This is a genomic window from Armatimonadota bacterium (assembly GCA_039679645.1).
GTDB lineage: Bacteria > Armatimonadota > UBA5829 > UBA5829 > UBA5829 > UBA5829.
In genome coordinates, this window is the sequence record JBDKUO010000037.1 from 23,734 (window position 1) to 46,515 (window position 22,782).

Sequence of the window (22,782 nt, forward strand, 5' to 3'; positions counted from 1 at the left end):
ATGCATTTTCTGCGATAATGGACGCATGCTGGAATCTTTAGTATCTTCAATATTACCGATCGTCGGCGCAGGCAGCGACCCTCGCAGATCACGTCGATCCCACTCCCGCAGACAGCAGACCGTCCGTGAAGACATGGGCAACTGGATATGGATACAAAGCGCCGAAACCACCCGAAATTATTATCTCTATGCGCGCAAATTATTCGAACTGCCCGCAAAGCCTGACCGTGCAATCGTCAAAACGTGCGCGGACAGCCGGTATAAGCTCTATGTAAACGGCAAATACATCGGTAAAGGCCCCGTGCGCAGCGCAGCAGGCTGCAGTTACTATGATACATATGACATCACCGAACTGCTGACCAAAGGCAAAAACGTCATCGCGTTTCATATTACCTACTTCGGTGAGAGCACGTCTGTGTGCGTGCTCCGTAAGCCCGGCCTCATCTGCAGGGCAGAGATCGAAACAGGTGATCAGCAGCAGGAAATAGTCACCGACCAGACCTGGAAAGTGCACCGCGCATCCGACTGGACAGACCAGGGCGCTCGCATCAACGAGAACTTAGGTTTCCAGGAAATCTATGACAGCGCAGAGCGCCTGGACGGCTGGAATGAAATAAAGTTCAAAGAAAAGGGCTGGGAAGAGGCCTGCATAGTGGGCACTGCTCCAACAATGCCATGGGGCAGGCTCATAGAGCGCGGCATCCCTCAACTTTACGAAGAAAAAGTGCTTCCCGCCTCAATAGTGGGGCTCTATAACTCACCGGACCAAAACAAGGAAACAGCGCCGCAGGCCGTGCCTGAGATCATGGCGGCATCCGAGCTTGTAGACTTGACCGCCGGAAGTGTAAAGCACCCGGAGGCGCTGCTGACCGAGGCCGGAAGCGCACAGGTCAAGACTCCGCGCGGCGACAGAGGCGTCGCTGTCATACTCGATTTCGGGCGTGAAGTCTTCGGCAATATCGAGATCGGCATAGGCGGCTCAGGCAGCGGAACTATAGATATCGGCTACAGCGAGACCCTCGAAGATGGCCGCGTAAAGCCCACACGCGGCGAGATGAAATACACAGACCGTGTGGTCCTCAAAAAGGGACAGCTGGATTGGCAGAGCTTCGAGCCTCGCGCATTCAGATATATGCAGATCGAGTTTCGCAGGTGCTCCAGGACAGTCACGCTGGATTATATCCGGGTCAACCAGACCACTTACCCCGTCGAGCTTATCGGTGATTTCGAGTGCAGCGACAATCTCTTAAACGATATCTGGAGAATAGGCGCGTATACGGCAAAGCTCTGCATGGAAGACACATTCATCGATTCGCCATGGCAGAGCAGATCGCAGTGGTGGGCTGATGCCAGAATAGAGTCGCGCACTGCCTACTACGCCTTTGACGACGTCAAGCTGCTGGCCCAGGGTCTCAGACAGATAGCCGACACACAGGACCGCAGCGGAGCCATAATGGGCATCTATCCCGCCTCTGAGGATAAACTTGTCCCGGACTTCGCGCTTAACTGGGTCTTTTCGATCCTGGACTATTATGCATTTTCAGATGATGCGGGACTTGTGCGCGATCTATATCCGAATGTTCGCAGACTCATGGATTGGTTCGCTCGCTATCAGAATGATTTTGGTCTCATCGGCGAAGTGCCGGGATGGATATTTATAGACTCAGCGGACCTGGAGAGGCGCGGTGTGCTGACCTCCCTCAATTGCCTCTACTATCAGGCTCTTCGGGTGACCGCGATCCTTGCCGCTATCCAGGGTAAGGAAAATGAGTCTGAGGATTACGGCGAATCAGCCCGCAAGCTCAGGCTGGCAATCAATAAATATCTATATTCGTCCGATAAGGGGCTGTATGCGGATTGCCTGATAGACGGCAAGCTGGCGGATAAATTCAGCAGCCAGACAAATATACTCGCCGCGCTCTTCGATATCCCAGATCACTACAGTAAGGCCGCTATCATACGCCTGTTAATGGGCGGCGTGATGCCCGAAATCAAGACACCGTATTTCACCTCCCACATGCTCGAAGTGTTCTACTCTATGGACCGCCACAAGGAAGCGCTCGATATAATGCGTAAGAAGTGGGGACAGATCGTAAAGTCGGGTGAAGGAACATTCCCGGAGTTCTTCGGTGATGACGGCAGCAGGTGTCATGGCTGGTCCACAGGGCCTACGCGAGACCTCATCGCCGAATACGTGGGGATAAAGCCCATCCTGGGCATGCACCGGTTCTCTGTCACCCCGCACGAGGGCGATCTCGGATGGGCCAGAGGAGCCGTCGCGACCAGAACAGGACTGCTGGCGGTCGAATGGCGCTCGACACCCAGGTCGTTTACAATCGAGGCGCAGGTCCCGGACGGGCTGAAAGTGGACGTATACCCGCCCTGCCCAATGAATACCAAAGTAACGGTCAACGGCAAGGCTCACCCATCATGCCTGGTGACCCTGGGCGGTGGAAAGCATACCGTCAAAGTAACAGCCGTTCGGCCGGCGAAACCAAAGCCGCTCGACAAGCTGCCGAAACCGGTCCCTATTCCACTTGTGGAGCTGCTCGATGACCTCTCAGCCCAAGCTCGCAGGAGCCTTGGTCTCACAACAAGCCGCCATGAGAGGACCGGCGCGAAACGATCACGCATCAAGACTTCTCGCAGGTCAAAAACTGAAGAGATGCCTGTCGAGATTCTTCCGATTCCTGAGCTTGATACATCAGTCGAAGCGAGCGAGATTATTCCAGAAATCGCTGCAGTAAGTGAAGTCGCTCCCGAGGCCGAGGCAAAGACTCGCAGGAGACGGTCCCACCGTGGAGGACGCGGTCGAAACAAGCCTGCGCCGGAGGAGACGGCAGCCGCTCAAGTGCCGGCAGAACCGGCAGCCGAGCCGATGAGTGAGCAGACCATAATCAGTGCCCAAACAGTTGAAGCAGGCGAAACGCAAGTCGTAGCCGCAGTTGAAGAGGCTCCGAAGAAGCCGAGTAGAAGGCGCTCACGCCGAGGGGGCAGGCGGCGCTCATCCAGGTCTCCTGAAGAGACTCAAACTCCCGCTGAGGTCCCATCAGAAGCCGAGTCTGTAGCTGAACCGGTATCAGATCAGATACCTGAACCGATTGAGATTCAAGCACCTGTTGACACTGCCGCTGAAACATCCGCGGAAGAGGCTCCCAAATCCGGCAGACGACGCTCGCATCGAGGCGGAAGAAGGCGCTCAGCAGCACAGAAACAGACCGAGCCGGATACTGAGGCTCAGCCGATGGTAGAGCCTGTTGCCGAAACCGTGCCGGAACCAGCCCCGGAGGCATCGACCGAGGAACCGCCAAAGAAGAAACGTCGCACATATACCAGGCGCCCGAGGAAAAAGCCGAGTGAAGATGCAGAGAAAACAAATAGCTCGGAAACCTCACAAGATCAGCCTGCAGATTAATGATGTATGGGACGCAAATTGAATCTGCGCCCCATACACACTCAGCTCTTTCTGGCCCAGAATGTAGTCCGATCCAGCGAATCTTCATACGGAGCATCATTGTTATTGCCGAAGTGCTTTTCAATAACAAAACCATATTTTTGAAGCCACTCGCGCACTTCGTACGTGCTTATTGGATGCTTCTGCTGGACGGCCTCCTTGGTTTTAACGTTTCCATCCGGGCTGGTCGCAATAATCCTGCGTTTGGCGCGCCATAACCTCTTTGGAGCGTCAAACCAGATAGTTTCACTCTCCCATTCGAGGCAAGTGCCGTCTGAGCAGGTCCAACTGCCGATTATTCCTGAATGTCGTCCGGGCTGCCTCCAAGACTCTGCCAAATCACCTTCCATGTGGTCGCTGTCATAATAGAGATATCCGCCGGGCTCAAGCGAATTAGCTGCTGAGGCAATGCAGCCCTCCTGTTCCTCCGGCGTGGCAAGCTCATAAAAACAGTTTCCGCCCAGTATCACCATGTCAAAACCCTGCGGCCATGTATACTCGGTAACATCAGCCTCGATAAATGATACCCTGCCGTATATCTCCTGAGACAGCGCCATTGCTTTGCGTCTGGCTCTATTCAGAAAAGCCTTTGATCTATCGATTCCAACCAACTCATGACCGTCCTGTGCAAGTGGAATCAGTATTCGACCCGTGCCGCAGAAAGGTTCCAGAATCCTTAAATTTCTGCGCTCACCGATCAGCCTGCGGATCTGCACAACATCATCAACGCCGCGCTGAGTAAAGTCATACCACTGGGCTATATGCCGATCCAAGTCATACCAGTTAACCTCATTGTTACTCAATTCCTAGTCTCCTTTGACTCACTGCCCTCCAACTATATAGAGTGAAAGCCACGTCTGGATAAAATCATCACCGAAGGGAAAACGGCAGCCGAGCGTGAAGATACCTATACGGTAAATGGGTATATAGTCGGGAACAAACTTTTGGAGGCAGGCAATTGAGAAGAACCAACCGGTTTATTGTTCTTACGATCATATTTCAGGCTCTGGCGATATCGTGCGCTTGGGGACAGACATCAGGCGTTGTCGAGACAAAACTCGACAATGGTCTCGTTGTGCTCACCAAAGAGGTGCATTCTGCGCCTGTGTTCACCGCGCAGGTATGGTTCAAGGTCGGCTCGCGCAATGAGCACACCGGCATCACCGGAATCTCTCACATGCTCGAGCACATGCTCTTCAACTCCAGCAAGAACTATAAAAAGGGCGAGATCAGCGCCATGATCCGCACGCGCGGCGGTATCGAAAATGCCGCCACCTGGACGGACTTCACATACTACTGGCAGCTCCTCTCCAGTGAAAACCTCGACTTCTCGATGAAGACTCTTGCCGAGCGAGTCGGCAACGCCCTGCTGCTCAAGAACGAGTTCGCAAACGAGCGCACGGTAGTCCTTTCAGAACTTCAAGGCGATGAAAACAACCCCGGCTGGCTTGTCTATCGCGACAATATGTCGACTGCTTTTATGGCTCACCCGTACCAGTGGCCGGTAATCGGCTGGGAATCGGATGTGAGAAATATAGACGTGAGTCAGCTTCGCGCATATTATCACTCATATTATTACCCCAATAACGCGACCCTTGTCCTGGTCGGCGATTTCAACACTCAAAAAACTCTGGCTCTCGTAAAGAAATATTTTGGAGGCAAGCCCAGAAAACAGCTCCCCAGACCTTTATACACAACCGAACCGCCTCAGAAAGGCGAGCGCGATGTGGTTATCAGACAGGAGGGCAGCGCCCAGAGAATCATTCTGACCTATCATATCCCATCCATCACCGACCCCGATTCATATCCGCTGATGGTCCTGGACCAGGTGTTGAGCGGCGGCAGAGCGAGCCGACTTTACCAGTCTATGGTCGAGACCGGGCTGGCGACCTCCGCCTGGTCGAATGCGAGTCTTCGCAAAGACCCATGCCTCTTCTTTGTTGGAGCGACCGCGCGAAACGGTGTCAACGCGGACTCGCTTGAAAAAGAGCTGATAAACCAGATCGATAAACTCAAATCGACTCTGCCTACAGATGAAGAGATGCAGGCTGCTAAAAACCAGCTTGAAGCATACGTGATCTTTCAAAATGACAGCGTCTCTGACCAGGGCGAACAGCTCGGTTACTATAACACTGTCGCAGGCTGGCATTACCTTGAGACTCTAGTCCCTCGGATAAAGGCCGTAACAGCCAATCAGGTGCAGGCAGTGGCTCAGAAATATCTGGCAACGGACAACATGACCAAAGCGACATTTATTCCGACAAACGGCTCCACAGGTGGCGGCAACAGCGCGCCGGCAGGCCCAATGCATTATGAGCGCATGCCCGATCTGTGTCATTATACCTCGGGCACAGCGGTTGAAACCGCGGCAACAAGGCCTTCGCCGACTAAAAACACAGTAAGCAAAAGTATAACGCGGCCTTATAGGACAGTGCTGCCTAACGGCCTGGTCGTAATAGTGCAGGAAAACCACTCCAACCCGACTGTCGCGATCTCAGGCTATATCAAAGCCGGCAGTTATTTCGATCCAAAAGAAAAAGGCGGAACGGCTGCGCTTGTGGCGGATATGGTCGGCAGAGGGACAAAGACACGCTCGGCTCTTGATCTGGCAAAACAGGTGGAGTATGTTGGGGCGAATATCGACACTTCGGCCGAAGTCGAGTCTATGGACTTTAGCGCCAAATCGCTTACCAAAGACTTTCCACTAATACTCGATATCCTCTCCGATGAGTTCCGCAATGCCAATTTCCCGCAGGACCAGTTTGAAAAGGCCGTCAGTGAAAAGGCATCTGCCCTTGAGCAGAGCAAAGAGTCCCCGGAGTCCATGGCATATCGTGCGTTTTATAATAATGTTTTCCCGGAGGGTCACCCATATCATGAGCTGACAGTCGATCAGGCTCAGCAGGAGCTCAAAAACATCACCAAAAGCGATCTGATAAGCTTCTATAACTCCTATTATCGGCCCGACACGACAATCATCACGATCGTTGGTGATGTGACCGGCCTGCAGGCCACCGAGATGATCAAGAAATACTTCGGTGACTGGAACGCGACCGGTCCCACCCCAGTAATCGATATCCCGACTATCCAGCCGCAGACTCAAGCCAAGAAAACAGTGATCACAATGGCGGACAAGAGCGAGGTGGATGTGCTCTACGGCTACGCTCTAGGAGTAAAACGCTCTGACCCCGACTTCTACGCGCTGCGGGTCATGAACCAGGTGCTTGGCGGAGGTGGAGCGCTCGGCAGTATCCTGGGAACTGAAATTCGCGAAAAGCGCGGGCTTGTTTACAACGTGTATTCGACTTTCGACGCCACTCTGGGCGCGGGTCCGTGGTATGTCTATCTGGGGACCAACCCCAAAAACGCCGACCAGGCAATTAGCGTACTCAAAGCTGAGATAGAGAAGATGAAAAAGAACGGCGTGCCCAAGGATAAGTTCATCCAGGCGAGAAACTTCATCATAGGCGTCTTCCCGATTGCTCTGGAAACCAACGAGGGCGTCGCTCGCACACTCCTGAACGCTGAGTTCTACGGCCTGGGTATGGACTATCTGCAAAACTACTCTAAGATATATCGCTCGGTAACACTCGATCAGGTGAACGCAGCCGCAAGGAAGTATCTGCATCCAGATAACGGGACTCTGGTAATCGCCGGGCCGTATCAAGAAAAGTAAAATGTCCTGGGTCAGGACTTCCGTATCGTGACCCAATATCTAGCAGTCAACGGAGGTATGTTATGAACGAACGATTATTATTGATGAACTGTGTGCTGGCTCTTTTGACGATGTGCTGCTGCGCGTTCGCATCCGGCGGAGAAAAGGTAGATAGTGGATATATCATGCTGCCACAACCGCAAATGGACACCAAAGTTACTGTTGAGCAAGCGATAAAACAGCGGCGGTCCGTGCGCACCTACGCATCCGAACCGATCAGCATGGATCAGGTATCACAACTATTGTGGGCGGCTCAGGGAATTACCGATCCGGCGACAGGCCATCGCACGGCGCCTTCGGCCATGGCTACTTATCCGCTGGCGGTATACCTGGTAGCGGCAAATGTAAAAGACCTGGCTGCAGGCGTCTACGAATATATACCCGAAGGGCACAAGCTGAAGCTGATCAAACAGGGTGACCAGCGTGCCAACATCGGCAGCCAGCCCCAGATGATAAATGCCCCCGCGTTATTTGTCTATATTGCCGATTACAAAGTCACCGGCGAGAAGTTCGGTGCGGACAAAGCCAAAGAGTTTGCCTGCATAGAAGTCGGCCACTCGGCGCAAAACGTGCTGCTTGAAGAAGTCGCTCTCGGCCTTATCGGTGTGGGAATGGCCGGGTTCGATCAAGCAAAGATCGCGGCTACACTCGGCCTCGCAAAAAACCAGGAGCCGCTCTACATCGTGTCGGCAGGGAAAAAGCTCTACCACTGAGACTGCAAAACCTAATCATATAGTCTGGCACAACCGATAATTGATCATATTGAGCACTTGGTAAACCGGTTCTTGGTGCAGCTGTTATACCGCCGGGTTTGACCTGCGACAGAGGTGTCGTTTGTATTCCGTCAGAGCGCGTATATTACTCCTATCACTTGTGCTGGCCGGACTGCTGATCTTTATGATCGGTTCAGGGCATTGGCACCAATCTGTACAGTTGGAAGCAATCCGGGATGCCGCCAAAATAAGTCATTCGGCCCTGACGGCGGAACTGGCTAACCAAGCAAGCCAAGGCAGCCGCACTCTTATAGCATTTGATACCTTTGTAATTTTTATTGCGTCTGTTCTCTACGTCAGCCTCAATCACTGGATTAGCCGCCCAATTAAAGCTCTGTCGAATTCCATGACCACGCAATCGATGGAGCCTTTGTGTGTGCTCGATCATGACCGGAGCGAGTTCGGAGAGTTTGCCTCGCTCATACGCAGGTATATTCAACAGTCGGCAGACCTTAAAACAATACTTGATTCGATCCTGATTGGAATTGTAATTATTGACGCTGATACACATGAGATAATTGATGCAAACCCGACTGTCGCGGACATGATCGGCGCATCAAAAGAAGAAATAATCGGACATGAGTGCCATCATTTTATCTGCCCTGCTCAGAAGGGCAAGTGCCCTGTCACAGATCTCGGGCAGACCGTGGACTACTCATCCGAACGGGTCTGCCTGACAGCCGATGGAGCAAAAGTTCCTATTCTGAAGACAGTTGTGCCAATCACACTACACGGCAGAAAGTGTCTGCTTGAAAACTTCATCGATATCCGTAAGCACAAGGAAGTCGAAGAAAAACTGAGGCTGGCAAAGGAAACTGCAGAGGCTGCAAGTCAGGCCAAGAGTGAATTCCTTACCAATATAAGTCATGAAATCCGCACGCCGATGAACGGCATAATAGGCATGACCCAATTGGCCCTCGACACACAACTTACGGATGAACAGCGTGATTATCTGCAGGACGTAAAATGTTCCGCCGATACACTGCTGTCCCTGATAAATAATATCCTCGACTTTTCCAAAATAGAAGCCGGCAAGCAAGAGTTGGAATCAATCGATTTCAGCCTAAGGAATGTGCTGGAGGATACGATTGCCTGCTTTGCTGCCAAAGCGGATGCCAAGGGTCTGAAACTGACCCGGCAAGTCACTGATGATGTGCCCAATAACCTTGTCGGCGACCTTGTGCGATTGCGCCAGGTTATGATGATCCTTGTGGCAAATGCAATCAAGTTTACCGAATGCGGCAAGATTGCGGTAAATGCTGAAACAGAAACCACATCCGGCAAGGAAACAACGCTGCACTTCACGATATCCGATACAGGCATTGGCATCCCTGCTGAAAAACAGAAAAAAATCTTTCTCCCGTTCGAACAGGCCGATGGTTCATTGACCAGAAACTACGGTGGCACTGGACTTGGTCTGGCAATCGCACACGACCTTGTGCAGCTTATGGGCGGACGCATATGGGTTGAAAGTGAAGTCGGCAAAGGTTCGACGTTCCACTTTACAATCGTTTTCGATCTGCCTTCCTCCAATCTGCTGGATCAGAAAGCGGCTTAAACGGGAGTGAGTTCAGTTATACGCGCATTATGATTGTATTGTAGCATGGGATTTCCTTTTCGCCGATTTTCCTTCTCCTACAATAAGCGAGAAAATCGGCGAAAAAACAGCGGGCAATTTTTCCCGTATAACTGAGCTCTTTCTTAAACGGTTCTCATTTGACACCCCACACCTGCTTACTAAAGCCGCCATGCATTTTGCGTAGTGCTGTGCGACACTCGCGCGGGCTGTAGCCCCAGAACTTCTTAAAGACGCGGCTGAAGTATTGAGGCGACGGATAGCCGAGACGATCGGCAATGCCTGTGACAGTATTATGAGTGTCCTCCAGCATCCTGATCGCGGAGTGCATGAGCACATGCGTGATGTAGCCGCTGAGGGTCATTCCGGTCTTTTCGGAAAAAACATGAGAGAGGCGAGATTCACTTAGGAAGCAGGCATCCGCAACTTGCTTTAAGCTCAATCCATGACGAGGATTGGCGTCAATATAGGCTCTTGCCTTTCCAACCACCTCGCATGTGGCTTGGCGGTCTCTGGCGCTCGGAACTATCTTGCGTCCGATAAAATAAAGGGTTCGAGTCATTAGCCCACTTACCACGTACTGCGCGCCGAAGTTGGACTGCTTCAGTTCATCAAGCATCTGAGCGAACATAGGCTGAAGGTCCCAACAATCATGAAACTGCCTTCGGCGGTTCTTCACATATGCAAACCCAAGTTCCTCGGGGGTTATCAGCTCAATTCCGAAGTATAGAAATCCCCAATCCTCTTTTCTCCTCGGACTGAACTGGTGAATATCTCCCGGTTTTGTAACCAGCACATCACCAGGATACAGAACATATTCTTTTTGGCCTATCACCACGTCCACTTCTCCAGTCAAAAACAGGCTGAACTCGTAGTGACCGTGTGTATGCAGGCCAACCTGATCATCGGGCGAATGCAAGACGTCGCCGACATATATCGGGAACGGCTTGATATCGCGATCCGCACTGACAGACAGGAGTTCGTGGTGATAGTAATCTCGTCCCATATGCATTCTCTGAATTAGCGGCAATTATTAGCATTATAAGACACATTTTCATATCTGGCAACTTCACGATTTTCAGCATATTACGGCAATGCATAGGTGCAGCAGACTTAACCTCGTGTTATACTTAGGTTTTGTGATAACCTTGAGGAGGTCCTATATGGTAAAGAGAATAGGATTTTACGATTACAAGCTGGAAAATTGGCATGCCAACACTTACGTTGAAATTATGAGAGATAATCTTCCGGACAGCGGCTACGAGATTGCAGTCTGCAAAGACATGTTCCCGGAAGAGGGACGCAAATGGTCAGAAAAAACCGGCATCCCTTACGCCGAGTCATTTGAAGAGTTCGCCGAAAAGTGCGACTACATAATGGTGCTTGCTCCCAGCAATCCTGAAGTGCACCTTGAGATGGCCCAAGCGGTTCTGCCCTTGGGCAAGACAACCTTTATTGACAAGACATTCGCACCCGACCTTGCAACGGCGCAGAAGATATTCGAACTGGCTGACAAAAACGGCGTTTCGATAATAACCACCTCCGCTCTGCGTTTCTGCGATGAGTTCAAGGCAGTGGTCGACGAAGTGGGCAAGAGCGGCATCAAGCACATGTCCATGTGGGGCGGCGGAAGCTCGTTCGAAGAATACAGCATACACCCTGTTGAGGGGATCATCTCCACTATGGGTTCGGATGTAACTCATGTAATGCGCTGGGGAGACAAGCAGTTCAGCCAGGTAGATATGAAGTTTGCAGGCGGGCGAACTGCAACGGCGTATCTTTATGTGAACATCGAAGTGCCGTATATGGCTGTGCTCACTACCGAAAAGAAATCTCAATTTCTTAGCGTCAACTCACCGATATTTGTGACCCAGACAAAGCATATCATGGACTTCTTCGCAAAGGGCGAGCCGACCATCCCGCGCGAGGAGTCGTTGACGGTTAGAGAAATCCTTGATATAACTAATGACCCCAAAAACCATAACAAGTGGGTACCCACCAGATTAGCGGGCAAGGAGGCTTAAGATGGCTTATAAAGCGGCAATAGTAGGTTGCGGCGGGATTGCAAAGTTTCATGCTGATGGCTATAAAGCCGCCGGCGCAGAAGTTATCGCAGTGACGGATGTCTGCGAAGAGGCGGCAACAAAATTCGCATCCGATCTTGGAGCCACAGTATATCCGGATTTCAAAACGCTGATCGACCAGGCGAAACCTGATGTGGTAAGCATCTGCACCCCACCCGCCTTTCATGAGCAGCCGGCGGTTTACGCTCTTAAAGCGGGCGTAAACGTCATCTGCGAAAAACCGATGGCTCACAGTGTCCAAAGCGCTCGCGCCATCAAAAAGGCAGCCGATGAGAGCAAGGCGCTCTTTATGCCTGCGTTCAGGCACAGATTCGTTCCGGCTAACATCAAGCTCAAAGAGATGATTGCCGAAGACAAGATCGGCGATGTGGTGGTCTTCAATAACGCCTTCGGCGGGCCGATGTTCGAGATGGAGAGTAAATGGTTCACCCAGAAGAGTATCGCTGGAGGCGGATGTCTGCTGGATACAAGCAGCCATTCGGTCGATCTGTTCAGGTTCATCGTGGGAGAGATAAAGAACCAGAACGGGGCTATCTCACGACACTTCAAGAGCACGGATGTCGAGGATGCAGGCATGATCTGCGTCTCGACAGAAAACGGCGCTATGGGTAACATACAGAGCGGTTTCGTGCTGGGTGACTGGGTCGCGTATATCGACATTTCCGGGACCAAGGGCCGCATGACCTTCGACTACAACGCCGGACCTAACGTAAAGTACAAGCCCACAGGCGAGAGCGAGTGGACGACTATCGAGCTGCCCTCCTCAAACGGGTTCAATGAGGAGATCGATCATTTCCTGGGCGCTATGAGCGGCAAGCATCCGCTTGCGATCACGGCTAATGACGGCCTGCGATGCGCGGAAGTGATCTTCTCGGTATACGAGCAGAACTCTTAGCACAAACGCCAGTTAGAAAATCCCTCCAGGTATCTTACCTGGAGGGGATCGTTCCAGAGGGGGGCAAAATGAAAATCGGAGCTTTCCTGAGTTCTTTTGGGCTGGGACTAAAAGACTCACTTGCGAAATGCAAAGAACTGGGGCTGGACGGAGTTCAGCTTTCCGATGTGCGGGGTGAGCTATGCATAGAGGAACTCACTGAAAGCAGCGCAGCAGAGTATAGGAAGCTGGTCGAATCATACGGGCTGCAGATAAGCTCAGTCTGCGGAGACCTCGGCGGACATGAGTTCACAGATGAAAGTGATGTCGAGCAGCGGATAACTCGGACAAAGCACATCATGGATATCACAAGGGCTCTTGGCTGCACAATCGTGCAGACACATATCGGCAAGATACCGGACGACCCGGGCTCGTCAGAATGGCGTGTAATGCGATATGCGCTCGATATACTTGGCGAATACGGCGACAAGATCGGCGTCTGCCTGGCAACCGAGACCGGGCCTGAAGAACCGGCTCTTATGAAACAGTTCCTCGACACCATTAAACACAATTCCATCAAAGTAAACTACGATCCCGCAAACCTGGTAATGAGCGGTTTCGATCAGATCGGCGGTGTAGGCATTCTGGCAGATTATATAGTGCATACCCATGCCAAGGATGGGATCATCAAAAACGGCAGTCCTCTTGAGGTTCCTCTTGGAGAAGGCTCGGTCAATTTCCCAGTCTATCTCAAAGCCCTGAAAGATATTGGTTATGACGGATTCTTTGTGATCGAAAGAGAAGTCGGCGAAAACCCGGTTGACGACATAGCCATGGCTGTGCGCTTTCTCAGAAGCCTATAAAAATAGCCCGGCGCTGTGTGTGCCGGGCTTATTTGTGTCTATTCAGCATTTTCAGAGGCAAGCGCAGAGCCCGCATCCTCTTCGATGTGAGAGTGCATCTTCCTGAATGATAGCTCGTCTTCCTCAAACCTGGGCGGCAGGAAGTTGTCATCCCCTCCGAACTTCAGCCAGAGTTTATAGAGCTTTACCCTGAAAAATAGCGCCAGGCCGCCGAATACCAGTATCCAGAAAAAGAACAGCCGATAATAATAATCGCCGCCAATGTGCAAGTGATGCATGAAGAAGTACTTCAGCCAGTCCATATAGCTTCCGCATAAAACTCCGGCAACCATCATCATAGCTGAGCGGACAACAGCATTGGCGCTGGAAAACTGGCCGTATCTGGTGTGTGGAAGCAGCCTCATAAACAAAGGCAGCTCTGATGCATACAAAACCGCATTTACCGGCAGAGTAATAGCTGTGGTTATAATGGTCAGTATTAAAACCATGTGGTGGCCCATGTGCAGCAAAAAGATAGCGTTCAACGGAACAAATATCAGAGTCCAGGTCATAGCCGTAATACCGACCCGTATCGGGTGGTTTTTGTCGGCATAATAGCCTGCCGGGATCAACAGCACAGTCGTGACCACACCGGCCACACCGCCAATGATCCCCATCTCCTTCATGGTCAGCCCGATATCGAGGTTCCGGAATACTACAAAGGTATTTACTGCAAGCGATACCATCCAGAACGAACCCGACAGATAGAAATACCAGTAGAACTTGTGGCAGTAAGACTCCTTAAAGAAAGTTTTGATCCCAGCAAATGTAGAGTTTCTGCTCTTTTCCATCTCGGGAGGAGGAGGGTAATCACCCTCTTTGACTTTCATGCACATCATCATAAAGCCGATAATATAAATGATGCCGAACCAGATAAATATCTCTGATGAGTAATTCCTGGCATACTGAAAGACAAAGAAACTAAATAAAGAGCCTGCAATTGCTCCAACTGCTCTGAAGAATGCCATAAACCTGCCAAGATGCTTTTCGGGAACCACATCATTGAACAGATAGTAGTATACCGAGCCGACTATCATATTGAAAAACTGATAGCCCGCCACCAAAACAGCTAACAGGCCTATAGTAAGCGCCGCTTCTGAAGAAACACTGTGATGGAAGTAGTGAGTAAAGAAGTAATTGCCGATTGGCCTGGCGAAACCGGTCAATATCAGGAATAAGCCCACGAACGGTGTAGCAAAAGCCAGGTATGGAATTCGCCTGCCCCGTTTGCTGCGGTATCTGTCACTCATAAAACTTACCACAGGACATACGGTAAGATTGAACGCGTTTGCGATAGTGCTGATGTAGGTAGAAATGATCAGATTGGAAGCGCCGAGGCTTTTAAGCATAAACGGCAGAACCGCCGGCTCTACCGTCTCCATCAAAGTAAAACAGAAGTCACCCCACAACAGCCAAATAAAAACCATTACAAGGCCGCGCTTTGTGTATTCCAGCGTGCCTACTCGTAAATCGTTAGACATACTCCGTCTTCTTTCAGTCATGTTCAGGGTAAATTATACTGTAAAAGCTCAGAGTTGACAGGTACGACTCTCCGGCGGCTTCGGCAGCGGTGTCTGTCAATACCATAACGTTGAAATAAACGAATTGCTGCCGAAGCAACTTGGCTTTTTTCTCATGATTTCTGAGCTATTACTCATACTCTGTGCTCAAATTATATCAAAATCAAGCTGAAGATAATAGTAATACACATAATGCGGATTAAATTGAGCGTAAATAGCGTCCTCTTTTCAGTCGGCGCACGGGGACTAAAGCAGTAAATTAATCCGCACAACCCATTGTAATAGTTAAATCAGGATGATTTACAGGCAAACATGGAGAAGAGTAATAGTAAAATGGAAGTAATTTCACATCAAAGGTGATAAGTGATGCGCAAGATATTATTTCCGGTAGTAATGCTGCTTACAATTGCAGCCCAGATAGCCTATGCAAGCGCCAACTTCCAAGTATGGGTATCCGATCCGCTCGTCAATATTATGCAAAACACCGCACAGCCATCGAGCACGCCGACCCAAATACACGTGGTTGCCGCGCGAAACGAGTATGAAAGCGCACAGATTGTCGTTACGCCAACGGCCAATATAACCACACTCACCGCAAGCGTAGGCACGATATCGGGCCCGGCAAGCCCAAAACCGGCGGTATCGCTCAACTTCGTGGGGTATGTACCCGTCGAGCACGGCACGCCGTATACACCGTCGGAGAACCTTGTAGCCACAGCTCCAGCCAATTTTCCGGATCCGCTGCTGGAGTCGACATCCGTTTCAGTAACAGCGCCCAACAACCAGCCGATATGGCTTACGATACATGTCCCCCTTAATACAAAACCCGGGACCTACACGGGAACCGTGACAATAACCGGCGACGGCGCGTCGATATCGGTTCCACTGGTCATAGATGTGGCCTCAGCAATATTGCCCAGCACACGCACGTTCAAATGCACCAACTGGCTCAGCTATGACCCTATAGCGGATTACTACAACACTTCTCTATGGACCACGAAATATTGGAACCTGGTGTCATCCTACGCTCAGTGTATGGCAAGCCACCGAATGAATGTGCATCTTACGCGGTTAAATAAACTCATTGTGGGTCATCAAGACGACAATGGAAACCTGACATTCTCGGAAAAAGACTTCGAGCGGTTCGATAAATGGGTCCAGACGTTTATTGACGCGGGCGCGCTCGACATCATCGAGGGCGGACACCTCTCCGGCAGAAAATCCTGGGAGGGCACGGATTATTATGTGTGGTATCCCGATATATACGACACCGGCGGCAATAACGTCAGGCCGTATAACGTAATAGCAACATCAGATCAGGCCAGAGCATTCTACTCTGTATATCTGCCCGCGCTTCAGCAGCACCTTATCGATAAGGGCTGGATCGACATGTATATCCAGCACGTTGGCGATGAACCGCTTTCGCAGAGCGCGGCAAGCTATAGAAACGTGGCGGCAATAGTGCATCAATACGCCCCACGCCTCAAGATTGTCGATGCGGTTATGACCACCAACCTCGTGGGCGCAATCAACATATGGGTCCCGCAGCCTCAGGATTATGCCGCCAATTCGACCTTCTATGAGCAGAGAAAAACTGCCGGCGATGAGGTCTGGATATACACCTGTCTGACACCCAAAGGTCTGTATATGAACAGGTTCGTCGATTTCCCTCTGATCGATACGCGGCTGCTGCACTGGGCTAACTATAAGTATAAGATTCCCGGTTATCTGCACTGGGGCTTCAACGCCTGGCATGGGGACCCTTTTACCAAGATCGAGGCCAACTACGGCTCCACCACCACTGCATTCAGCCCTCCCGGTGATTCGCATATAGTCTATAAGGGCGCAAACGGCCCGATGAGTTCCATCAGGCTCGAAGCCTTGCGAGATGGGATCGAAGACTATGAGCTATTAAAGCTCCTCGAGAAGTCGAACCCGACCAGGGCACGGTTGATATGTGACTCGGTGGTGACTTCATGGACAAGCTACACGCGCGACCCGGCGACTTTCCGCGCGGCGAGGGCGCAGCTTCTAACCTCACTGACAGAAAATGCGGTCAACGTCGCTCAAGCCAAATCAGCGCCTGCCGGGAGCCGGGTGTTTATGACTAACGCGATAGTTACAGGCGACCTCCGTCCGCCCTCGGGCAAACTCAATATGTTCTATGTCCAAAAGGATGACCGCACGGCAGGAATCGGAGTGCTGGCGTCGGGCAATGCCGCATACTCTATAGGGCAATGCACGGACATATACGGCAAGACAAGCCTGCTGGATGGTTCCGAACTTGTGCTTGAGCCTGACGTAATTTCGGCCTACACGGGGGATACTGGCAATGCGACCAAGCCTTTGGGTATGAACAACAGCGCATCCGGAGGCTCGGTTTTCGGCGATCAACCCGCTGTCTATGACGACACATCCGTGCCATCCCCTATAAGCTCATTAGGCGCATCATCCATAGGCAAGCTGATTAGAACATGGGGAATGGTTACAGGCTCCGGCGAGACGCCCCTGGGCACGGTGTTCTGGATAAACGACGGCTCCAACCTCAAGGATGGCTTCACAACCTCTCAGAACAGCGCATCCTCAGGGCTTGCAGTGCTGATGCCTCCGGGCCTGCTTTATACTCCATCCGGTTTTGTGAAGGTGACCGGCATACTCCGTGCGATCCCCAACCCTTCAGGTATGCCTGTAAGGCTCCTGGTCCCACGCAACAACAGCAGCGATATCAGCGAGCAGTAATTGGCCAAGCGTATTGTTGCTTCGTGCAGCAGCCAATCCAAGACCATCAATAGTGTCCTGTTGTTGTGGATAATCTAGGTGGGATAATTCTTCTTGCGCAATTCGGACAAACCTTTAGGGATAACACACATTGTACAAAACAAAGCAGAGGGGACATAGTCCATCAGGACATATTCCCTCTGCTAAAAACCTAAGCTGTTGTTCTATTGACTAATGCAGTAATGCTTTCTTCGGACATACCAAGTACAGCAGACAGCTCTTCGCCAAGTAACTTTTTGGCATGTTTCAGCTGACGCTGCATACTTGTCCTTGGATAACGTTGTTTAGGTTGGATCACACCATATCGGATAGCACGTGCGAGATCAATCGGATCACTCCATCTTATTGTTTGCTCTTCAGCACAAAGATCGGTATCATCGGCTTCGCCGGAGAGGATACTTATTGCTTGTTTGAGTGTTTCAGTGGTGGCCAGCGGCCGCACTCCGAGTTCATCTGCCGCCTCTACTGCCACTAGTATTGTTGAGGAAATGGATGGTTTAGGAATAACGTAATAATCTCGAGTTTTGCCATCTTCCAGGCGTCCCTCAATTGATTCTATGGTCCCAATACCATATCTTGGATGTAATACTGCGTCACCGATTTCCATGCTGGAAACCGCCCCCTTTCGAGACTCTCTGCCAATATACGGAATGTCTAATATGCAGAAGAGATAAATACAAATCGCCTGAGTTTGCGCTAACTACAGGCCATTGCCAAAGCTGAGGTCTAGACCATAGAATATTATTCTAGTTGTTTATTCTATATATGTCAAGTTGTAGACAGGCTGGATGCATGTATACCTATATTGTGGCATATGTTTTCATTATACAGATTTGGTCACATACCAAACAATACATTGGTGACTGCTGGAGGTATTTATGGGCTATGTTTTGATTTAATGGTGAGATTGCGGGCATATGGTCCAGCTCTACCGGCAGGCAAGTTATGTAATAAAAAAGAGGATTATTAATTTTACTAGCGCAGCACATCCCAATTTACACCAGCCCCGCTGCCGAATCCGCCGAACCGCGATACTGTCGTGTTTGGCAATGAAAGCTGGAAATGGGACTCAAGTCCCTGACACACAGATCCGGGATTCAAATCCCGGACCATCAGCTAGCCCAAGTCCAGCACCCGACACCTGACACCCATCACCCATTCACAACCCGTGAACAACATTTAACTAAAATACCATGGTCTGTTAACCACATTTTGGTCGAGTTGTCGTCTTATAATCATGAGAGAACAATCTCAGCGCCATATGCTTCGCGGACGTATGTCCCGAAGCCCCGTGCAGCCGCTTCGGAGCATACGCTCTCAAAGCATCTTTGCAGGAGGAAGGAATTACAGATATAAAAAAAACAGCCAAAACGAACTCCTCACGCTCAATATTTCAAATTTCACGCTCAGTTCGTTTTGATATATTTGTAAATTTGTTGTATAGGAAAGCCCCTTCCCGATACCTACGCAGACGCCTGCCCGTCTATCTCTTCGGCCACTTTGTCTACGTCGTAGTCGGCCACAATCTGCCCGTCCTCCACCATCACTATCCTCTCGGCCTCCTGCGCCAGGCGGTCATCGTGCGTGACGAGCATAAACGCGATCCCAAGCTGCGAGTTGAGGTCTCGGAGCATGTCAAAGACCAGCGCGCCGTTCTGGCTGTCGAGGTTGCCGGTGGGCTCGTCTGCAAGAATCAACTTTGGACGGTTGGCGAGCGCCCGCACGATAGCCGCGCGCTGCTGCTGACCGCCGGAGAGCTGGCTCGGGCGGCACTTCATGCGCTCTGCCAGGCCCACACGCGCCAGCAGGTGCTTGACCCATTCCAGTTCGTCCTTGGTCGGGGTGCCTTTGCGGATCGAGAGAGGCATCATGGCGTTTTCCAGCACGGTGAACTCGTTCAGCAGATAGTGGAACTGGAAGATAAAGCCTATGGTGTCGCCCCTAAGTGCCGCCAGACCCTCGTCATCAAGGGTCGAGGTGTTGCAGCCGTCTATTATGACATGGCCGGAACTGGGCCTGTCCAGTGCGCCGATCATATTGAGCATCGTGCTCTTACCCGAGCCTGATGCGCCGACCACGGCCACAAACTCGCCTGGCTCCACTCTGAAATTGACCCCTCGCAGGGCCATCGTCCCCACTCCGTCGCCGTATATTTTGACCAGATCTACGGTCTGCACTACACTATCCACGTCTTATAGCCTCCACCGGGTCGAGCTTTGAGGCGCGCATCGCGGGAACTACACTGCTCAGCAGCCCGACTATGATTGCCACAGCCGAGGCCAGCAGCACATACCGGATGTCCCAGCTCATAGGCACGATTGTCGCCTGCCTGCCGCCGAACGTCTCGCCGGGGACCTGGATATTGGTCACCAGGAAGCAGAGCCCCGTGCCGATCCCCGAGCCCAGGACCGCTCCGCCTATCCCTACACCCAGCCCCTCGAGCACGAATATCTTTCGGATCTGCCGGGCTGTCGCGCCCATGCTCTTGAGGATACCTATATCGCGCGACTTTTGGACCACGAACACGATCATCACACTGGCAACCCCGAACGCGGATGCGAGCAGGGTCATAGCCTGGATAATCGCGGCGGCGGTATTTTGTGCACGCAGAGTGTCGAGGAAGGCCTTGTTGGACTCCATCCAGCTCGATACCATCAGCGGCGAGAAGCTCCTGATCTCATCGGCTATGCGCTGGGCATCGAAAAGGCCACTGCCGCGCACGTTTAGGGTAGTGACATCCTTGCCGATGTTGAACATAGCCTGTGCTGCGGACAGACCTGTATAGACCCAGGACTCGTTAGCCTGGTCGATCCCCATGTCAAAGAGGCATGCGACCCTGAACGTCTGGATGATCCCCTGATCTGAGACGAGCCTGATGCGACTGCCCAGCTTTGCACCGATATCGTCGGCGAGCTTGATTCCGATTGCGGCGTTCTGGCTGTCGACTGCATTGAAGTCACCCTCGACGACTCTATTTTTGAGTGAGAGGACTTTGATCTGCTCCGACGGGACCACGCCTATGATGATCGCGCCCATGGTCTTGGCGCCGCGGCTCACAAACCCGCTGCCCTCGGCTGACGGCGCGACACCCGCTACATCGGGCAGAGCGCGGATCGTGCGGCACACCCGCTGCCACTGCGCGATCTTGCGCTTCTGGGTGGACATCTTCTCGATCTTGGTAACGACCATGCCGCCTACCCCACCCTGGCCCGGAACCTGCCACAGCGGTTTTGCGCCGGGTGTATCGGCCTCGACACTGACATGCGGGATCGAGCCGACGACGTCATCTATAAGACCTATCTGCAGGCCGTTGATCAGCGAAGAGAGAAAGACTACCAGCAGCACGCCTACCGCCACTGCTCCGACTGTGAGCTCGGTCTGGCCATGGCTGGTAAGCAGATGCCGCCAGGCGACCCTCAGTTCAAATTTGCTCAACTAGCGCCTCCGGTTCGGCTGAACATCGGAATTGGCGGTGACATTGTCTGCGTTGCGGACCACCAGTTCGCCATCCTTGAGATTACCGGTCACGACTACGCCTGCGCTGCCGACTGCACCTGCAGTCACACGGACGGGAACAGCCTTGCCATGCCTTACGACGAACACCGCCGAACCGCCGCCGTGACGAGTCACCGTATCCGCCGGGAGTATGATCCGCCGGGCAGACTTTTGGGTGATTACGTTGACGTCCACCGTGAGATCGGGCCTGAGCCAGGTCACGTGACTTGTGGGGGTAAGCAGGACCTGGATGGTCCCGCGCTCTGAGTTGACCTTTGAGCCAAGATCGGTCACGACTGCGCTGAGTTCGCGGCCGGGGAATGCGTCTGCGGTTACAATCGCTTTCTGACCGACGGCAAGGGTGCTGAGGTTCTCTTCATCAGTCTCGACTTCAATCACAGGTCTTGTCATCTCATGAAGGACCACGAGCTTCTGGCCGGGTGAGATCGATTGACCCTGCTCGACCGGAATATCCGCCACTACGCCGGTAAATGGCGCTCTAAGCTCCGACTTGGAGGACATATCCAGTGCGCGCTCATACTCGGCTCGCGCCTGGTTGACTTTCGCTCGGGCGGCTGTTATATCTTCACGTCGAGGTTGGGAAAGCAGTGTGTTCAGACGCTCTTTTGCAGCAGCAACGTTGGTGTCGCGGCTCGCTTTGGCCTCTGCTAGAGCTGCATTCGCCTCGGCTATCTCGTCGGAGGTCGCACCCTCCCTAAGCAGGCTCACGCGGGCCTTTTGGGCATCGACGCTTGCCCTGGAGGTATCGACTGCGGTCTTAGCGTCATCGAGCTGAGACTGAGAGACAGCACCCTGTTTGACGAGCTTGTCCAGACGCTTGTAGTCGAGCTGTGCTTTGGAAAGGATATCCTGTCTGCGCTGGAGTTCGGAGTTCGCTTCAGCTATCTCTTGAGAGCGTGGGCCGCGCCTCACTGTTCTGAGTTTGGCTTGAGCCTGAGCTATTCTAGCCTGACCGACGGAGCTTGCCTGCGCAAGATTGGCTCTGGCTTCACGAATTTCGGATGGAAGTGGACCTCTGCTCGCTCGGGCGAGTTCAGCGTTCGCGCTCTCAAGGCCCGCAAAGGCTGCATCGGAACTTGCCCTAAGTTCGGGCTGGGAAAGCGATAAGATGGGTGTACCCACACTGACATGGTCGCCCTCTTTGACATATATGCTGCTGATGATTCCCGAACTGTCCATACCCAGATCGGCCACTCTATTGCCCCGGATTTTGCCGGTGGCGCCGATTGTCTCGGTGGTGGTCACGGTCTTCACCACTGCGACATTGACCGGATTCGGCAGCGCTACATACTCATACAAGGCGAATGATATGGACAGCACCACTGCCAGTTGAATGAGCCGTTTCCACTGCTTGGCAAGAAAAGTCTTGATTCGTTTTGCCCTTTCAGGCGGGCATGGAGGAATATTCTCCGGTGGACATGGCTCGGGTCGTTTATACTCCGAGCGGCGCGGCATCTCTTTCAATTCGCTTGGTGTCATATTTATTCCTTAAAATAACTGAGAGCGGAATTCAGCACAGACGTATTGAATACGAACTCTGCGTCTATAATAGTTCGGCATGCACACAGAGTATAGTTTATATTTTACAGT

The 22,782-nt window shown here is 52.0% G+C and carries 15 protein-coding genes; 8 read left to right on the forward strand and 7 right to left on the reverse strand.

Features of this window, described 5'->3' with window-relative positions; translation table 11 throughout:
- Positions 1-25 precede the first annotated feature (25 nt).
- Positions 26-3,415, forward strand: coding sequence for a family 78 glycoside hydrolase catalytic domain (locus tag ABFD83_07540; protein MEN6356920.1), 3,390 nt, complete (start codon positions 26-28; stop codon positions 3,413-3,415).
- Between the two features lie 41 nt (positions 3,416-3,456).
- On the opposite strand, the gene ABFD83_07545 is transcribed toward ABFD83_07540, so the two are convergent.
- A complete protein-coding gene (locus ABFD83_07545; GenBank protein ID MEN6356921.1) occupies positions 3,457-4,257 on the reverse strand; it encodes a class I SAM-dependent methyltransferase in 801 nt (266 codons plus the stop codon).
- 155 nt (positions 4,258-4,412) lie between these two features.
- Between ABFD83_07545 and ABFD83_07550 the strand changes: the two genes are divergently transcribed.
- The 3 genes from ABFD83_07550 (at position 4,413) to ABFD83_07560 (ending at position 9,500) form a co-directional block, all read left to right on the forward strand.
- A complete protein-coding gene (locus ABFD83_07550) occupies positions 4,413-7,130 on the forward strand; it encodes a pitrilysin family protein (GenBank protein ID MEN6356922.1) in 2,718 nt (905 codons plus the stop codon).
- A gap of 62 nt (positions 7,131-7,192) precedes the next feature.
- Positions 7,193-7,882 carry a SagB/ThcOx family dehydrogenase gene (locus ABFD83_07555; protein MEN6356923.1) on the forward strand — a complete coding sequence of 230 codons (690 nt, stop codon included), beginning with the start codon at positions 7,193-7,195 and terminating at the stop codon, positions 7,880-7,882.
- A 121-nt stretch (positions 7,883-8,003) separates the two neighbouring features.
- Positions 8,004-9,500 (forward strand): ATP-binding protein, encoded by a 1,497-nt coding sequence (locus ABFD83_07560; protein MEN6356924.1) that lies wholly within the window; start codon positions 8,004-8,006, stop codon positions 9,498-9,500.
- 154 nt (positions 9,501-9,654) lie between these two features.
- Here the strand turns inward: ABFD83_07560 and ABFD83_07565 are convergent, their stop codons facing one another.
- Positions 9,655-10,524: an AraC family transcriptional regulator gene (locus ABFD83_07565; protein MEN6356925.1), complete on the reverse strand. Its 870-nt coding sequence runs from the start codon at positions 10,522-10,524 to the stop codon at positions 9,655-9,657.
- A gap of 157 nt (positions 10,525-10,681) precedes the next feature.
- Here ABFD83_07565 and ABFD83_07570 point away from each other — a divergent pair, with 157 nt between their 5' ends.
- The 3 genes from ABFD83_07570 to ABFD83_07580 all read left to right on the forward strand — a co-directional run bounded on the left by ABFD83_07570 (position 10,682) and on the right by ABFD83_07580 (position 13,339).
- A complete protein-coding gene (locus ABFD83_07570) occupies positions 10,682-11,542 on the forward strand; it encodes a Gfo/Idh/MocA family oxidoreductase (protein ID MEN6356926.1) in 861 nt (286 codons plus the stop codon).
- 1 nt (position 11,543) lies between these two features.
- Entirely contained in the window at positions 11,544-12,497 is a 954-nt protein-coding gene (locus ABFD83_07575) for a Gfo/Idh/MocA family oxidoreductase (GenBank protein MEN6356927.1), read from the forward strand.
- Between the two features lie 68 nt (positions 12,498-12,565).
- A complete protein-coding gene (locus ABFD83_07580; GenBank protein ID MEN6356928.1) occupies positions 12,566-13,339 on the forward strand; it encodes a sugar phosphate isomerase/epimerase family protein in 774 nt (257 codons plus the stop codon).
- Positions 13,340-13,377: 38 nt separating this feature from the next.
- Here the strand turns inward: ABFD83_07580 and ABFD83_07585 are convergent, their stop codons facing one another.
- Complete coding sequence (locus ABFD83_07585) at positions 13,378-14,859, reverse strand: MFS transporter (GenBank protein MEN6356929.1); 1,482 nt, start codon at positions 14,857-14,859, stop codon at positions 13,378-13,380.
- A 405-nt stretch (positions 14,860-15,264) separates the two neighbouring features.
- Here ABFD83_07585 and ABFD83_07590 point away from each other — a divergent pair, with 405 nt between their 5' ends.
- Positions 15,265-17,637, forward strand: a complete 2,373-nt coding sequence (locus ABFD83_07590) for a glycoside hydrolase domain-containing protein (GenBank protein ID MEN6356930.1) — start codon at positions 15,265-15,267, stop codon at positions 17,635-17,637.
- Between the two features lie 190 nt (positions 17,638-17,827).
- Here ABFD83_07590 and ABFD83_07595 read toward each other — a convergent pair whose 3' ends face one another.
- From ABFD83_07595 to ABFD83_07610, 4 genes are all read right to left on the reverse strand, one after another.
- Positions 17,828-18,283, reverse strand: a complete 456-nt coding sequence (locus ABFD83_07595; GenBank protein ID MEN6356931.1) for a CarD family transcriptional regulator — start codon at positions 18,281-18,283, stop codon at positions 17,828-17,830.
- Positions 18,284-19,139: 856 nt separating this feature from the next.
- Positions 19,140-19,865: an ABC transporter ATP-binding protein gene (locus ABFD83_07600; protein ID MEN6356932.1), complete on the reverse strand. Its 726-nt coding sequence runs from the start codon at positions 19,863-19,865 to the stop codon at positions 19,140-19,142.
- Positions 19,858-21,111 carry an FtsX-like permease family protein gene (locus ABFD83_07605; GenBank protein ID MEN6356933.1) on the reverse strand — a complete coding sequence of 418 codons (1,254 nt, stop codon included), beginning with the start codon at positions 21,109-21,111 and terminating at the stop codon, positions 19,858-19,860. Before ABFD83_07605 ends, ABFD83_07600 begins: the two co-directional genes overlap by 8 nt.
- On the reverse strand, positions 21,112-22,671 hold the full coding sequence (locus tag ABFD83_07610; GenBank protein MEN6356934.1) for an efflux RND transporter periplasmic adaptor subunit: 1,560 nt from the start codon (positions 22,669-22,671) through the stop codon (positions 21,112-21,114).
- Between the last annotated feature and the right edge of the window lie 111 nt (positions 22,672-22,782).